The 16,910-nt window shown below is 50.7% G+C and carries 12 protein-coding genes and 1 pseudogene; all 13 read right to left on the bottom strand.

What is annotated here, in order from left to right:
• Positions 1 to 38: 38 nt before the first annotated feature.
• On the bottom strand, positions 39 to 1,472 hold the full coding sequence (gene murD / locus BJP58_RS29410; RefSeq protein WP_194541667.1) for a UDP-N-acetylmuramoyl-L-alanine--D-glutamate ligase: 1,434 nt from the start codon (positions 1,470 to 1,472) through the stop codon (positions 39 to 41).
• Between the two features lie 3 nt (positions 1,473 to 1,475).
• Positions 1,476 to 2,440: pseudogene (mraY, locus tag BJP58_RS29405) on the bottom strand (phospho-N-acetylmuramoyl-pentapeptide-transferase).
• Positions 2,441 to 2,444: 4 nt separating this feature from the next.
• Positions 2,445 to 3,863 carry a UDP-N-acetylmuramoyl-tripeptide--D-alanyl-D-alanine ligase gene (locus tag BJP58_RS29400; protein ID WP_194541666.1) on the bottom strand — a complete coding sequence of 473 codons (1,419 nt, stop codon included), beginning with the start codon at positions 3,861 to 3,863 and terminating at the stop codon, positions 2,445 to 2,447.
• Entirely contained in the window at positions 3,863 to 5,347 is a 1,485-nt protein-coding gene (locus BJP58_RS29395) for a UDP-N-acetylmuramoyl-L-alanyl-D-glutamate--2,6-diaminopimelate ligase (RefSeq protein ID WP_194541665.1), read from the bottom strand. The genes BJP58_RS29400 and BJP58_RS29395 overlap by 1 nt, the downstream gene beginning before the upstream one ends.
• A gap of 60 nt (positions 5,348 to 5,407) precedes the next feature.
• Positions 5,408 to 7,351, bottom strand: coding sequence for a stage V sporulation protein D (locus BJP58_RS29390; RefSeq protein ID WP_194541664.1), 1,944 nt, complete (start codon positions 7,349 to 7,351; stop codon positions 5,408 to 5,410).
• Between the two features lie 86 nt (positions 7,352 to 7,437).
• On the bottom strand, positions 7,438 to 9,708 hold the full coding sequence (locus BJP58_RS29385; protein WP_194541663.1) for a penicillin-binding transpeptidase domain-containing protein: 2,271 nt from the start codon (positions 9,706 to 9,708) through the stop codon (positions 7,438 to 7,440).
• A gap of 18 nt (positions 9,709 to 9,726) precedes the next feature.
• On the bottom strand, positions 9,727 to 10,140 hold the full coding sequence (locus BJP58_RS29380; RefSeq protein WP_071222979.1) for a cell division protein FtsL: 414 nt from the start codon (positions 10,138 to 10,140) through the stop codon (positions 9,727 to 9,729).
• A 33-nt stretch (positions 10,141 to 10,173) separates the two neighbouring features.
• Positions 10,174 to 11,127, bottom strand: coding sequence for a 16S rRNA (cytosine(1402)-N(4))-methyltransferase RsmH (rsmH, locus tag BJP58_RS29375; RefSeq protein WP_194545107.1), 954 nt, complete (start codon positions 11,125 to 11,127; stop codon positions 10,174 to 10,176).
• A 76-nt stretch (positions 11,128 to 11,203) separates the two neighbouring features.
• Positions 11,204 to 11,641 (bottom strand): division/cell wall cluster transcriptional repressor MraZ, encoded by a 438-nt coding sequence (gene mraZ, locus BJP58_RS29370; RefSeq protein ID WP_009590832.1) that lies wholly within the window; start codon positions 11,639 to 11,641, stop codon positions 11,204 to 11,206.
• Positions 11,642 to 11,848: 207 nt separating this feature from the next.
• Positions 11,849 to 13,117, bottom strand: coding sequence for an adenosylhomocysteinase (locus tag BJP58_RS29365; protein WP_194541662.1), 1,269 nt, complete (start codon positions 13,115 to 13,117; stop codon positions 11,849 to 11,851).
• Between the two features lie 40 nt (positions 13,118 to 13,157).
• A complete protein-coding gene (gene bshC / locus BJP58_RS29360) occupies positions 13,158 to 14,789 on the bottom strand; it encodes a bacillithiol biosynthesis cysteine-adding enzyme BshC (RefSeq protein WP_194541661.1) in 1,632 nt (543 codons plus the stop codon).
• A 188-nt stretch (positions 14,790 to 14,977) separates the two neighbouring features.
• Positions 14,978 to 15,916: an ABC transporter ATP-binding protein gene (locus BJP58_RS29355; RefSeq protein WP_071222975.1), complete on the bottom strand. Its 939-nt coding sequence runs from the start codon at positions 15,914 to 15,916 to the stop codon at positions 14,978 to 14,980.
• A complete protein-coding gene (locus tag BJP58_RS29350; protein ID WP_194541660.1) occupies positions 15,913 to 16,908 on the bottom strand; it encodes an ABC transporter ATP-binding protein in 996 nt (331 codons plus the stop codon). Before BJP58_RS29350 ends, BJP58_RS29355 begins: the two co-directional genes overlap by 4 nt.
• Positions 16,909 to 16,910: the final 2 nt, after the last annotated feature.

Raw genomic sequence — 16,910 nt, 5'->3', positions numbered from 1 at the left:
CTCGTACATCCTTAGTAGGGGCTTATCCACCCCCCTACTTAAAGGTTATGCACCGCCTCTTTAAAAATGCGTCCTCGATCCTCGAAGGAAGGAAACATGTCCCAGCTCGCACATGCGGGAGATAGTAGAACAATATCCCCGCTCTCTGCGAGCCCGGCAGCCTTCTGGACAGCCGAGGTCAAAGTCGCGGCGGCGTCCTTCCCATTATCGACGAGGAAGATGTCCTTTAATCCGGCTTTGGCAGCAGCCTTCGCGATTTTCTCCTTCGTTTCGCCAAGAAGCACGACGGCTTTCACCCGTCCTTGCAAGGAAGGAATCAACTCCTCATAATCCGACCCGCGGTCAAGCCCGCCTGCGATTAATATGATAGGCTCCTTGAACGAAGTCAATGCCATGTGCGTCGCCTTGGAGTTCGTTGCCTTCGAGTTATTGTAATAGGATACGCCCTGAAGCTCGGCAACGTATTCCAGGCGATGCTCAACACCGCGGAAGCTGGATAAAGCTTCTTCCAGCTTATCGGGGGCAACGCCGGCCGCTATGGCGATCGCACAGGCAGCCAATGCATTCCCTACATTAAATCTTCCGGGCAGTCCGATGTTCTCCACACGGATGATCTCATGCGTAAACCCTTCGCCATCTGTATAAATCAGCGTACGCCCCTGATCGTCGTCGTCCGAGTCCGGGGTACCGGCAACATATGGCGGCATTACGTGAACCCCTTCACGAAGGCTCTCACTCATCGAAAAAGGCACAATGCGCGCCTTGATATACGGAACAAGGTTTCTGCACACGGGATCATCCCAATTGAGCACAGCGGTATCATCTGCAGTCTGGTTGGCGAACAGCTTGGCTTTGGATGCAACATAATCATCCATTCCGCCATGGTAATCAAGATGCGTTTCCGCAATGTTGAGAAGGCAGGCAATACGCGGCCTGAACTCCTCTGTTCCTTTTAATTGAAAGCTGCTCAGCTCAACGACCATCCAATTGTTTTCAGTTGCTTCTGCTGCAGCCTCGGATAGTGGCGTGCCGATATTACCGGCTACAATCGGGGAAAGACCCGCGTTTTCCAGCAGCTTGCCTACCCAGGTTGTCGTCGTTGTTTTGCCATTCGAGCCTGTGATGCCGATGATCGGTGCTTCACACAGGTGATAGGCGATTTCAACTTCGGTCACGACAGGAATCTTAAGCTCCAGCGCCTTTTGAACAGGCGGGGCGGAATACGGAATTCCGGGATTTTTGACAAGAAGCGTTACACCGGGATGAATAAGATCATCGGGATGTCCACCGCAAATAACAGAAATACCCAAAGCCTCGAGCTCCGAAGCTTCAGGACACTGTTCTCTTTCCTTTCTGTCGTTCACAATGACGGAGGCTCCGGCTTGATGCAGCACTTTAGCTACCTGTACTCCGCTTTTGGCCAGTCCCAGTACGACGATATGCTTATCCCGATAATCTTCTAGCTGCTTCATATGTTACAACCCCTTGTTGATATAAAGTCCGAGTCCCGCAAGTATCAGTCCCACGGCCCAAAATGTAAAGACGACGCGCCACTCCGACCACCCGGATAATTCATAATGGTGATGGATCGGGCTCATTTTGAATATTCGCTTGCCTCTGGTTTTGAAGGAAACCACCTGAAGCACAACGGATAACATTTCTATGACGAATACCCCGCCAATAATGAGGAACAGCAGCTCGCTCTTGGTTACGATCGCTATGGCGCCAATAGCGCCCCCGATTCCTAAAGACCCTGTATCTCCCATGAACACTTTAGCAGGGTGAGCGTTAAATACCAGAAAACCGAGTACCGCACCGATCATCGCCGCTGCGCAGAATGCCGCCGCAAACGACGTAGACTGGATCGCCACAATGGCATAAGCGCCAAAGGCAATCGCACTGACACCGGACAGAAGACCATCCACTCCATCGGTGAAATTCACCGCGTTGCTGATGGCAAGCATCATGACCACGATGAACGGATAATAGAACCACGGCCCCAATCAAAGGACCAATCCATTCCTGGAACGCTTATCGCCGTGCTATGGCCGTTGGAGATCAACAGCCAGCACATAATGCCGGAAAACAGAAGCTGTCCAAACAGCTTCTGCCTGGCCGTGAGTCCTAATGATCTGCGAAATACGATCTTAATATAGTCGTCAAGAAAGCCGATCAAACCGAAGCCGAGCGTCGCTACGATCATCACATAGAAATCAGTATCGACTGGAGAAAATTTAATATAAGTCAGTGTAAAAGCAAGCAGAATCACAACGCCGCCCATCGTTGGCGTTCCGGCTTTTTTCAAGTGGCTCTGCGGACCGTCGTTCCTAACCTGCTGGCCGAACTTCATCCGCCGCAGCAGCGGAATGAGCAGCGGAGCCGATATCACCGCAAGCACAAACGCTACACCGATTGTCAATAACAGCAATTGAAAGTCCATCAGCTCACCCCCTCACTCCGTTGTTGCCGCCAGGCAGGGCCTTCAAGGCGTCAACCACGTGTTCCAGCCTCATGCCGCGCGAGGCTTTCACCAATACGATATCCTTCTCCGTTACCTGCTCCAGCAAGGCTTCGATCAGTTTTTCTTTATCCGTAAACGGAAGCACTGCTCCTTCAGGAAAGCGGTCTTTCGCTTTCATAGCCGTGTGAAGCGACAATGGGCCGAAGGTGAACACAAGATCCGTGTTGTCCGGAGATAAGTAATCTCCAATCTCGGCATGGAATTCCTCTTCACGCTGACCAAGTTCCAGCATGTCCCCGAGAACGGCAATTCGCCGGTGGTAGCCTTTCATATCACCAAGCACGTCCAATGCCGCCTTGACCGCGGTAGGACTCGAATTATAAGCATCGTTCAGCACGGTGACCCCGAAAGCAGTCTCCACGGCTTCGATCCGCATGCTCGACAGTTTCAGATTGGCAAACCCGCTGCGAATAGCTTCATCGCCGATTCCCAAATGGGCTGCTACAGCCATCGCCGCAAGCGCGTTGACTACGTTATGACGCCCGAGAAGCGGCAAGCTAAAGCCTTCGCCAGCGTGCCGGTTCGAAGTGAAGATGATTCCTCTTGAATGGAACATAAGTCCCGTCGGATAATCGTCATTGGTTTCTTGATTGCCAAACGTAAATGTTCGAAGCCCTTCTGGCTTCACCGTAGTTTCTTCAGCAAGCACCTGGCGGATCAACGGTTCGTCCCCATGGTAGATCAGCAAGCCGCCCGGCTTCATGCCGCTAATAATTTCAAGCTTGGCGCGGGCGATTTCTTCGCGCGAACCGAGCTGAAGCAGATGCGCTTCCCCCACGTTGGTAATCACCGTCATATCCGGATGAGCAATGTTCGAAAGGAGTTCAATCTCGTGACGTCCGCTCATGCCCATCTCAAGCACGATAATATCGGTGTCTTCCTTCATCGCGAGGACGGTTAACGGAAGACCGATATGATTGTTGTAATTGCCTTGCGTCTTGTGAACGTTAAACGTGGTTTCAAGCAGTGCGGACACCATGTCCTTCACGGTGGTTTTTCCGTTGCTGCCGGTTATGCCCACCACCTTGGCGCTGCTCTCGGACAAATAGGCCGCCGCAAGCGTCTGGAGCGCCGTTAACGTATCCTCCACGAGAATGAGCGGCAGGTCGGGAATCGGTTGATGATCTCTCTGCCAGAGCACTGCGCCGGCTCCGCTGGCGAGCACGCTCTCCGCGAACGCATGCCCGTCAAATTTCTCGCCAACAATCGGAACAAACAAATTTCCCGGCTGTATGGTTCGGGAGTCGGTACCGACCCCTTGAATGATAATATTGTCATCTTGGTTACGTGAGAGCGTCCCGCCGCACATGTCGGCGATGCTCTTTAATGATTTATGGATCACTATTGTCTGCCCCTTATCGCGTCTTTGGCTACGATGCGGTCGTCAAAATCTAGTACTTCGCCCGCAATCAGCTGGTAGGTCTCGTGACCTTTCCCCGCAATCAATACTACATCGCCCGGGCTTGCCATTTCAATAGCCTTTTCAATCGCTTTCCGGCGATCAACGATGAGTTTGTAGCTTTCTGTTGACACTTCGTCCTCAATCAAGCCGGCTTCGATATCCTTCAGGATCATATCCGGATCTTCCGTGCGGGGATTATCGGAAGTCACCAATACAACATCGCTATATTTCGCAGCAATTTTACCCATGATCGGCCGTTTGGTCCGATCCCGGTCGCCGCCGCAGCCGAATACCGTAAGCACCCGGCCCTCAGCGAATTCATTAACGGTACGCAGGACATTTTCGAGTCCGTCCGGCGTGTGCGCATAATCCACGATCACGGCGTACGGCTGACCTTCATCCACGACCTCAACGCGGCCGTCAACGCCGGGCACGGACTCCAGGCTGTTCTTGATATCCTCGAGAGGGATTCCCTCAAGAAGCGCGGCAGCGATCGCGGCCATGGCATTATACACGTTGAATTTCCCTACCATTCGAATCGCAATATCCGCACTGCCGCGGAAGGTATCCACATGGAACGAGGTGCCTTGAGCGGTGATTGAGATGTTGCTTGCCCGTATATCCGCATCTTCTCCCAAACCATAGGTAATCACTTCCGCCGCCGTCTGCTTGGCAAAATAAGCCGAAGCCTCATCATCCGCATTCAGGACGGCATATTTGCGTGATGGTTCATCCTTGGCAAAAGCGTTGCCCAGCCGGGAGAAAAATAACCCTTTTGCCCCGCGGTATTCTTCCATCGTATGATGGTAGTCCAGATGATCCTGCGTCAGGTTTGTGAATATAGCCGTTCGGAAGTCCGTTCCCTTTACCCGCCCCTGTTCGAGCGCATGCGAGGATACCTCCATCACGCAGCACTCGGTGCCTGCGTTCGCCATATCGTTCAAGTAACGCTGGAGCTCCAGCGCCTCTGGCGTCGTTCTTGGCATCGGGAAGGACTGACCATCGTATTTCATCTGAATCGTGCCGATCAATCCGGTCTTCAAACCGTAATCATTCATGATCGTCTCGATCAAATACGTTGTCGTAGTCTTGCCGTTCGTTCCGGTTACGCCAATCATCTTCATGCGGGAGCTCGGCTGATTATAAAAGGCGTTCGCCAAACCCGCCATCGCAAAGCGGCTGTCCCTCACGATGACTTGCGGAAGGTCGACCTCAAGCTTTCGCTCAACAACCAATGCCGCAGCGCCTTGGTCAGCGGCCTGGGCAGCAAACTGGTGTCCATCTACCGTATGGCCCGGCAGACAAATGAACAAATCCCCCGCTTTCACTTGTCTTGAGTCTGTTTCAATCCCCGTGATTTCAACTTCTCCGGATCCTTCGATAACAGCAGCCGCCAATACGGATGATAATTGCTTCAATTTCATTGTTATCCCTCTCTCTATATATCTGCATCATCCGCCCTCGCTCCCGAATCGGATGATGCCTTAATGTTCGTGCTTGGTTCCCTCGGGGTCTTCACCCATATAGATCCGAATGGTAGACCCTCGCTCTACCCGACTTCCCGGCTTCGGCGCCTGGGAAATCACTGTGTTGCCGGTCCCGGACTTGGCCAGCATGAAATTCATATTCAGATCCTCATACAGATCCTGAACCGTAGCTCCGACCAGGTTCGGTACAGTCACGGTTGGTGTCTCACCATACTTGTATTCACGGGCAAGCTGGTCTTTACGCGGCGGAACATTCATATAATGCAGCGCATCCTCCAGGATATTCTGCACGATCGGAGCAGCCACGACGCCACCGAATTGAATGCCCTTCGGATTATCTACCGCCGTGTACACCACAATTTCAGGATCATCGGCAGGCGCGAATCCGATGAACGATACGATATGCTCGGTCGATGAGTACCGGCCGTTAATAACCTTCTGGGCGGTTCCCGTCTTCCCTCCGACTCGATAGCCGTCGATGAAGGCAGGGCGCCCGGTCCCCTTAGCAACGACGCTCTCGAGTGCCTCGCGGACTTGCTTGGATGTTTCCTCCGAGATCACTTGTCTGACAAGCTCCGGCTTGATTTCCTCGACCGTCTCTCCCGTTTCTGGATTGACCCACGCCTTGGCCACATGCGGCTTAAACAATTTGCCGCCGTTAATGGCGGCAGACACTGCAGCAACCTGCTGGATCGGCGTAACCGATACCCCTTGCCCAAATGCCGTTGTCGCCAGCTCAACAGGACCGACATTGTCGAGTTTGAACAGGATCCCATTCTCTTCCCCATTCAAATCGATGCCCGTCTTTGCCCCGAAGCCAAAATCGCGGATATACTGAAACAGGCTTTCCTTGCCCAGCTTCTGACCTAACGCGACGAAGCCCGGGTTGCAGGAGTTCTGAACAACCTCCATGAAGGTCTGACTGCCATGGCCGCCTTTTTTCCAGCAGCGCAGTCTCGCTCCACCGACCTCTACCGCCCCACTGTCAAAGAAGTGGTCGTTCTTCAGGTCAACCTTGTCCTCTTCAAGGGCAGCGGCAAGCGTAATAATCTTGAATGTCGATCCTGGTTCATAGGTCATCCAGATCGGCAGGTTGCGGTTGTACGTCTCGGCTGAAAACTCCTGGTAATTGGCAGGAGAATACCCTGGCCTGCTGGCCATTGCCAAAATCTCGCCTGTCTTGGGATTCATGGCGATCGACCAAGCCCCATTCGCCTGATACTTCACCATCGCTTGATCAAGCTCCCGCTCCATTATGGACTGAATCGATTTATCGATCGTCAGCTCCAGATTCAGACCGTCGCGGGGCTCTACGTATTTCTCCGAGGAGCCCGGCATGATTCTTCCGCCCGCATCGGACAGATAGGATATTCCGCCTTCGAAGCCCTTCAGCTTGTCGTCATGCATGGCTTCCAGCCCGGTGAGTCCCTGGCTGTAGGCTCCCGTGAACCCCAAAATATGGGCTGCGAGATCGCCATAGGGATAATACCGTTTGTTATCCTCAGCAACAACGATACCCGGCAGCTTCAAATCACGAATTTCCTGAGCCAGCTCCATCGTAATTTTTCGTCCACCGGGATTTATCCGTTCCAATCTCGAACGTTTCGTAATGATTTTCTTGATATCGGCTTTGTCCATGCTGATCAGCCCGGACAACGTCTCGGCTGTATGGTCCGGATCTTTGATTTGTACAGGAATCGCCCAAATGGTCGGTGTCGTTATATTCGTAACCAATGCGGTTCCGTTACGATCCAAAATTTCACCACGCTGTGCCGCAAACGGAATGTCGCGGCGCCAGAGATCCTCCGCCTTCGCCGACAGCTCCGCGCCTTTCCCAATCTGCACATAAGCCAGTCTGATAATCAGTGCTGAGAACAGCAAGAGCAGCAGCAGCAGGCTCCAGAGCAGCCTTCTCCGCTGCGATACCTTGGATACTTTCACCTAAGCTTCCCTCCCTGTTTGAACCCGAAAGCTCATGATATGCGTTCTTCACATGAGTATTCGGGACAAACCCGGGTTAGAACAAGCTATTCCCCTTCGGTCTTGCCTGTTGCTTCTGTTTCCTCATCGTTGGATTCATCACCACTGGATTCCTCGCTGCCATCGGATGATGTTTCATCAGAGCCGCTGCTTCCCGTGATTAACTCTTGAGCCGATTTCAGCGTTAACTGCACGATTCGCTGGCCATTCTCCTTGGCTTCCAATTGCGAAACAACGTAGCCTTCACCCTGAACATTAACCTTTACTTTCATCAAGGTGAGCACTTCCATGGCGTCCCTAAGCGATTCACCCTCTAAATTCGGGATTTTCATCGTTGGACTATCCTCTGTAAGAAGATAAATCCGTTGTCCTGCACTAATGATCGCATTGGCAGGCGGGTATTGCTCCTTCACCGTATTTCCGTTGCCCAAGGTCTCAAACGCCACGCCATCCTTCAACAGCTTGGCTTTTACGTCACTCAGCTTCAACCCCGTAAAATCCGGTGCTTTCAGGGAATCCTTCAGCGATGTTACTGAATTCGTTTTTTCTTTATCCTGCTTTACATTCGATTTGGGAACGCCCCAATAATTCAATGTCTTGGATACGATCTCTTTAAATATAGGCGCCGCCAACGTACCGCCGCCCTTTTCAACGTTAGGTTCATCGATAATGACCAGCACGGCTATCTTCGGATTCTCGACGGGAGCGTACCCGATGAATGAAACGACTTGTTTCGTACGGTCTTTATATCCGCCGCCGGATTTTATAGCGGTACCGGTTTTGCCCGCAACCCGGTAGCCGTCGATATATGCAAGCCTTCCTGTACCATTTACCTGGTCAGCTACAACTTGCTCAAGGTAAGTCCCTGTCTCTCTTGCGGCCTCAGGAGATATGACCTGGCGCACGACTTTCGGTTCGATTTTCTCAACCTTGCCCGTGTTGGGGTCCTCGATCTGCTTGACCATATGAGGCTGCATGAGCTTGCCTCCGTTGGCAACGGCTGAAATGGCCGCAATCTGTTGAATAGGCGTTACGGATACGGCGTATCCGTAGGTCATGGTTGAAATATCGGAGTCATAAGTCATATTTAAGGTACCGAGAATCTCCCCCGGAAGATCAATTTCCGTTTTCTGCGTAAACCCAAAATCCCGAATATAGTTGGTAAATCGTTCCTTGCCGAGCATTTCGTAACCCAATTTTACAAATGCCACGTTACTCGACCTTTTCACGCCTTCGAGGTAGGTAATAGGGCCCCAGCCTACGCTGTTAATGTCCCGGTGGGTTCTTCCACCCGCTCTTATGGATCCGGATTGATAAATCGCACCCGGGCTAAACAGCTTTTCCTGCACTGCGCTGGCAAGCGTAACAATTTTGAAAGTTGATCCCGGCTCATAGATGGACCGCACGGCATGATTGATAAAATTCTTTTGATTCCATTTCGAATATGTATTGGGATCAAAAGTCGGCATATTGGCCATTCCCAGTATTTCCATCGTGTTCGGATCCGCTGCGATGACCGTCATACTGATTGGTTTATATTGGTTATACGTGTCGCGCATCGCTTCCTCGATATAATACTGGATTGTATCGTCTGTCGTCAGTACTAAATTATTCCCATTTATTGCAGGCTGGTATAAATCGTCTTCACTCGGGAGCTTGACCCCTTTCTTATCACTCTTGTAAGAAGCGAATCCATCGGTTCCCTTCAGCTTGTCGTCATAAAATTGCTCAATGCCCCCGATACCCTTGCCCTGGTGATCGGTATATCCCAAGATATGTGCAGCCACTGTCTTTTGTGGATAAAATCGTTTTGACTCTCGCTGAAAGCCGATGCCCGAATCGGGAACTTTACCGGTTGCCTTTAATTTTTTATTCAAGCTTTCACTAAACGCTTTAACCTCTTCCATCTTCTCCTGGTCAATCTTCCATCCCTCGCTGCGGACTTCGCGGCCCTTGAGGTATTCGCCCTTATCGTCTTTAGCTTTAACCAGTTCACGGAGTTCGTCCTCATCCTTGTCGAGAATCTCATGCAGTCCTTTTACGACCTCATTCTCCATGCCATTAGCCTGAATGACCGCAGGATTCACAATAACTGTAAAGGCAGGCGCATCCATGGCAAGAATATCGCCGTCCCGATCCGTGATCGTTCCTCGCGTGGCTGGAAGATCCTGTTTACGCGACCATTTCGATAAAGCTTGTTCCTTCCAGAAGTCGTTATCGATCACCTGCAGCCAAAACACCCGACCAATCAATAAAGCAAAAAAGAGGGTTATACATCCCCCTATTAGCACGGTACGCAGTTTAATTTTTTTTATCATCGGTCAAAACCTCACACTTCAATCATTTTGTCCCGAGTCCGAATTCTGTGTCTCGGATGACCCCGAGACCGGTGATAGATGGATCGTATTATTGTCATCAATAGGGACATAGCCCAGCTCTTTCGCCTTGTCCAATATTTGCGTCTCCAGTGTTTGCTTCTCAACCTGAAGCTGATTGATATTTCGTTTAGCTTCGAGTGTCTTATTTTCCGTCGACTGGATCTGCCGGTTCAAGTCATAGGAATGAACATGACTCATGCCAATGACGCCCATGACGGCAACCACAAATACCACGGATAACAAATACAACAGCTTTTCTTTTTGCGGAAGCTGGGAACGACGTTTGACGACTTTTGTCTTCTCGAGATAAGCGGACTGCTGCGTTTCCTTCTGTCTCTCCTGTACGGCTAAATTGCCGCGCGTGTAAGCCATGGCTGATTCTCCTTCTTCAGGGATTTTATGTTTCTACAGTTTCTCCGCAATCCGCAGCTTCGCCGAACGCGCCCTTGGATTACTCTCAATCTCCTCCGCAGAGGGGATAAGCGGTTTACGGTTCACCAACTTCAGCTCACCTTGGCCACCTCCGCATACACACATCGGAAAATCTGGAGGGCATGTACACTTGGGAATGTAACTGTTAAAAATCTGTTTGCATATCCGGTCTTCGAGCGAGTGAAACGTGATGACCGACACTCTTCCTCCCGGTGCAAGACATCGCACTGCTTGGTGAAGCGCGTCTTTGAATGCGCCAAGCTCATCATTTACCGCTATACGAAACGCTTGAAAGCTTCGTTTGGCCGGGTGGCCGCCTGTTCTACGAGCTGCGGCCGGAATCCCTTCCTTAATCATCTCGACAAGCTCGCCGGTTGTCTGAATAGGGCTCTGTGCCCTTCTTTCAACAATGACCTTGGCAATCCGCCTTGAAAATTTCTCTTCACCGTATTCATACAATATTCGCGCAATTTCCTGTTCCGGCCATTCGTTTACAATCTTGGCTGCGGTAAGCTCGGCGGATTGATCCATCCGCATATCCAGCGGGGCATCATGATTGTAACTAAACCCTCTCTCCCCTTCATCGAACTGCGGAGAAGATACGCCCAAATCGAACAGTATACCGTCAACTTGCGGCTGCCCGTTCTCGTCAACCTCCACTTCGTTACGGAGCACTTCCTCCAAATCACGAAAATTGGTTTTGACGAGCGTGATCCGGTCCACATACGGCTTCATGACTTCCCGGGCGTTATTCAAAGCCCAATCGTCCTGATCCAATGCGATTAACCGACCATTCGAACTTAGTTGGGAAGCAATCAGCGAGCTGTGCCCTGCTCCCCCGAGCGTACAGTCAACATATATACCGTCTGGTTTGATGCGCAGCCCTTCTGTCGCTTCTTGCTTAAGCACTGTGATGTGATGGAACAAAGCTGCAGCCCTCCATTGTGTCTCATTCATGATTTTAAGTGTAACTTGTCCATTTCAATACGATGTTCCTAGCTGGTTATAAATCAAAATCAAAATCTACCAGCTTCTCAGCAATGTCATTGAATGCTTCCTCCGACTGCTGATAGTAATTCTGCCACTGCTCCTTGCTCCAGATCTCCACTCGGCTCGATACGCCGATGACGACGCATTCCTTCTCGAGCTTGGCGAACTCGCGCAAATTGCCCGGCAAATTTACCCTTCCCTGTTTATCCCATTCACATTCCGTCGCCCCGGAGAAAAAAAACCGGGTGAATGCGCGTGCATCCGACTTCATGAGCGGCAGGGATTTGAGCTTCTGTTCCATGATGGCCCATTCATCTTTGGGGTATACAAAGAGGCAATTGTCCAATCCGCGGGTTACGATAAACGAGGTGCCCAGGAGGTCGCGAAACTTAGCAGGGATAATGATTCTCCCCTTATCGTCGATGCTATGTTGAAACTCCCCCATGAACATCAGGCACTCCACCCCTTAACCCCGATTCCCCACTTTGCACCACTTTCCACCACTTTAGGATAATAGATTCGGCGTCAAGAATCAAATACCTTCTATCGAGCATTTGTTTTTTTGGAACTTTCTCTCAGAACATTCGCACAAAAAACCTCCTTTCATCCCGCATGGGGATGGAAAGGAGGTTTGCAAATGATCTAAAGCTGCTGCTGTTTAGTGCTGAGCCCAGCTGTCCAAGTAAGACTTCTGCTCAGCGCTCAGGCTGTCGATTGTAATACCTAGACTTTCCAGTTTATACAAGGCAACCTGTTCATCCAATTCGTAAGGAACATTTACAACGCGGTTACCGATGTTCTTGTAGTGATCATTCACATGTTTGAGCGACAGTGCCTGGAGCGCAAACGTCATATCCATAATTTCCGCCGGATGTCCGTCACCTGCCGCCAGATTCACCAAACGGCCATCGGCAAGCAAATAAATCTTACGGCCATCTTTCAGGTGATATTCTTCGATATTGCGCCGAACCGTCCGAACCGATTGAGACCGTTCTGACAAATCCGGTTTATTGACTTCCACATCGAAGTGACCGGCATTGGATAAAATGGCACCGTCCTTCATGACATCAAAGTCTTCCCCGCTGATGACATCGCGGTTACCCGTGACGGTTACAAAGAAGTCTCCCAATTTGGCCGCTTCGCGCATTGGCATGACGCGGAAGCCGTCCATATAAGCCTCAACGGCCTTAATCGCATCAATCTCGGTCACAATAACGTTGGCACCAAGACCTTTGGCACGCATAGCCACGCCCTTGCCGCACCAGCCATACCCTACGACAACAACCGTCTTGCCTGCAACCACCAGGTTGGTCGTCCGGTTAATTCCGTCCCAAACCGATTGTCCGGTACCGTAACGGTTATCAAACAAGTATTTGCAGTATGCATCATTCACGGCAACCATCGGAAACTTCAGAGAGCCTTCTTTCTCCAAAGATTTCAGGCGCAGGATGCCTGTCGTTGTCTCTTCCGCTCCGCCCCGAATTCCTTCAAGCAGATCGGTACGCTCGGAGTGCAGGATCGTAACGAGATCCCCGCCATCGTCGATGATCAGATCCGGTCTGGTCTCCAGTGTTGAAATGAGATGCTGCTTGTATTCCTTAGGATCCGGGTTATACTTGGCAAACACCGTGATTCCGTCTTCTACCAATGCGGCACATACATCATCTTGAGTTGACAGCGGATTACTTCCCGTAATCGTCACTTCAGCTCCGCCGGCCTGAATGACTTTCGCCAGATAAGCGGTCTTGGCTTCCAGATGCAAGGAGATAGCGACTTTCAACCCTTTGAATGGCTGTTCTTTCTCGAATTGTTCACGCACCCGGTTCAATACCGGCATATGCGCCTTCACCCAATCAATTTTCAAATGACCTTCCGGTGCCAGTTTCAAGTCGGTAATATTGCTGGTTTGTATGGATGATGAGCTCATTTAACGGCCTCCTATGATCTGATGTTTGAATTCCTGATCGTTATACGTAAACGACCCTGTGAATGCCCGAAGCAGCGTATGGGATTTCCATCAGGCGATCCACCAGATTCAATCCATAACGATTCATGTATTCCAGGATATTGTATACCCTCTCCTGAGGTTTCCCTTCCGGCAACAACGTCTGTTCAATGCGCTTCCACTGTGCCAGTGCGGCCTCATGCTGCTGTTCCAAGGCATTCCGGGATTTACTTAACAGGTAATCCATCTGCTCCAATATTTTATCTTTATTGGTTAGACCTAATTTTAACAGTCCACTTTGCATTTTGCCAAGATCTTCTATTAAAGGCTGATATAATGCTTCAAATTGTTCCCGGGTTTGACTGAATCGTGCTTCCAAATTCAGCTCGTCCTTGCTGGCAAGCCAAGCCTCACGCTTCTCAGACAAGTGAAGCTGGACATCCTCGAAGGACAATCCGTATTTCTCCATCAGCTTATGGACAGTTCCATCTACGATGGAGAATGACATTCTTGGGATGATCAGCGGCATCTGCAAACCCAAGTCGGAGAATGCATAACGCGTAATCGCCCAATAGGAAATCTCGCCTGGACCGAGTATCGTCCCGAGCACGGGCAGCAGTGAATCCTGCATGATTGGACGGGTCAACACATTGTTGCTGAAGCGTTCAGGGTGCTGATGCAAATCCCGAAGCAGTTCATCTTCCGTCAGCGAAACGATGCCTTTCCGGTCTGAGAATACATGTCCTTCTCGGTAAAGCAACAAGCGTCTGCCTTCATGCAAGTAGAACAAGTTAGCCCCATTCTCGGATACATCAGCCTGGACTTCATAACCCTGACCCGCGATATCCCTCGCAGCCTGCTGGTACGAAAGTCCCATTTGTTCGTTGCGGGTAATCAATGATTCGAATATGGGTATTTCCAACGCCCGAAGTCCCGGGTCTGCCGAATCCAGGAGTATCAGCCCATATTTGCCGAACAGATAGCTGATCAGTTTAGCGAATGCCTCGCTGAGCCCGGCCGAACCGTTCAGCGATTCCCTCGCCATCTTCAGCAGATCTGCCTTATATTCGCTGTCTGCCAATTGAGTCTGAAGCTCTGCCAGCATCGAATTCCAATCTTCCTCAGCAACGTCAGTATAACTAACTGACGTCCTGAGTCCCTCCTTGGCATCAAGCTTGATCTTGGAAAGCTGCAGATCCTGATTCAGGAAGTACGTATGATTCACTTCATCCCAATCATGATCCTCCCCGGCGATCCAAAACACAGGCACGACAGGACGTTTCAAGCGCTCTTCCGCCTCGCGGGCCGCTTGAATAACGGTAATTGCTTTATATATGACAAGCAGAGGTCCAGTGAACAAACCGCTTTGTTGTCCACCAACCATCGTAACCGTTCCTGGCCGCTCCAGAAGTTGGAGTGATTTATGTACAGCGGGATGATCATTGTGTTTCTTATTGTACGTCCGAAGACAATCCGCCAACGCTTTACGCTGAATTCGCTTGTCTTCAGAAAGATCCAGCCATTGTACCCGCTCTGCAAAGCTGTGCTCGCCGCGGTAATCTTCACCGTAGAACCCGCTTACCCGGTCGAAATGATGAATATAATCCTGAGCGAGACGCGAAGCGAGGGATAATGGTTCCGGAACGATATTCATGAGGTATGCCTCCTATTCTACGTCGCAACCAAATCTAGATTGTGCTTAAATTTAATTTCTTCTATATTATTTTGCCTTTCTTGATTGTACCGAATGTTGGCATTCTGCGTCAAAGGAAAAGAATAAGCCGCCGGCACGATGCCAGCGGCTATTCTTGAAGCTGCTTCCTCATACTGAGGTCCGTTTATTCAAGCGTAGGCTTTTGCAACCCAGTGTCCTTTGGACACTTCAACCAATTCCGAATCCTTCACGTCCAGTTGAACCGTTCCGTCTTCGCCTTTGGCAGCTGAAATCGGCCCCTGCATATCGTCTTCCAGCTTGAGCCGCTTTTTGTTTGCCTCAATTTCCGGATCCGGAATCGGAATCGCGGACAACAAGGTTTTGGTATATGGATGGATCGGATTTGCATACAGCTCTTCACTGTCTGCCAGCTCCACCATTTTACCCAAATACATAACCGCTACCCGGTCACTGATATGCTTAACCATGGACAGGTCATGCGCAATGAAGAGATAGGTCAGGCCAAGTCGGTCCTGCAAATCTTTAAGCAGGTTAACAACCTGCGCCTGAATCGAAACGTCGAGCGCCGAGATCGGCTCATCACAGATGATAAATTTAGGGTTCACCGCGAGAGCACGGGCAATCCCGATCCGTTGACGCTGACCGCCCGAGAATTCATGAGGGTAGCGCGTCGAGTGGTCACTATTCAAGCCGACCATATCCAGCAGCTCCTCAATCCGCTTCTTGCGTTCGGCGCGGCTGCCGGCCATACCGTGAATATCCAGAGCTTCCCCGATAATATCCGACACTGTGAATCTTGGGTTCAGCGAGGCATACGGATCCTGGAAGATCATCTGCATATCGCGGCGCATCGCCTTCATTTTGCCCGGAGACAGCTTGTAAATATCCGTTCCGTTAAAATTAACGCTGCCGGCCGTAGGCTCATAAAGGCGGAGAATCGTCCGTCCTGCAGTGGATTTACCGCAACCCGACTCTCCCACCATACCAAGCGTTTCGCCTTCACGAATAAAGAAATTCAGATCGTCAACCGCTTTAAGAACCTGGCCTTTGCCCACGTTAAAATACTTCTTCAGGCCTTTTACCTCAATCAAGTGGTTATCCTTCATGAACCTTGGGCCTCCTTCGCCATCGGATGCAGATTCCAGCAGCGCGCCGTGTGCGTGTCGCTGAATTCCGTTGCGCCTGGATCCACCCGTTCACAAATTCGCATAGCTTCGTCACAGCGAGCAGCGAACGGACAGCCTACAGGTGGTTTAATCAGATCCGGCGGTGTTCCGATAATCGGAATGAGCGGTTCGTCTTTCTTCTGATCCAGACGCGGCATGGAACGAAGCAACCCTTTGGTGTAAGGATGCTGCGGATTTTTAAAAATCTCCCATTTCGTTCCCGTTTCCACCACTTCACCTGCATACATGACGATGACACGGTCACACATGCCGGCAACAACGCCGAGGTCATGCGTGATCAGAATGATCGATGTGCCCAAACGTTCCTGCATTTCCTTCATAACGTCCATAATCTGTGCCTGAATGGTCACGTCGAGTGCCGTTGTCGGTTCGTCCGCAATCAGCAGGGTCGGCTTACATGCAAGCGCAATGGCGATCATTGCACGCTGACGCATACCGCCGGAGAACTCATGCGGATACTGATTGAAGCGCTCCTCCGCATTTTTGATGCCCACCAGCTTCAGCATTTCTATAGCGTGTTTTTTGGCTTCGGCGAAAGACATTCCCTGGTGCTTGATCAGCACCTCTGTGATTTGTTTGCCTATTCTAATGGTCGGATTCAGCGATGTCATCGGATCCTGAAAGATCATTCCAATATCCTTGCCGCGAATCGCTTCCATTTGTTTATTCGTTTTTTTGAGAAGGTCTTGTCCTTGGAAAATGACCTCACCCTTTTTTATTTCTGAGGGCGGGGACGGAATCAATCGCATAATGGTCTGGGCGGTAACACTTTTACCGCTTCCGGACTCACCGACGATGGCAACCGTCTCCCCCTTGCCGACTTCAAAATTCATGCCGCGGACTGCCTTTACTTCACCGCCGCGAACACGAAACGATACGTTGAGGTCCTTTACCTGCAAGATCGGTTCCATAC

The sequence above is a fragment of the Paenibacillus sp. JZ16 genome, assembly GCF_015326965.1.
Lineage (GTDB): Bacteria > Bacillota > Bacilli > Paenibacillales > Paenibacillaceae > Paenibacillus_AQ.
Note: the sequence above shows the minus strand (reverse complement) of the source record. Positions and strands in the feature narration are given on the sequence as shown.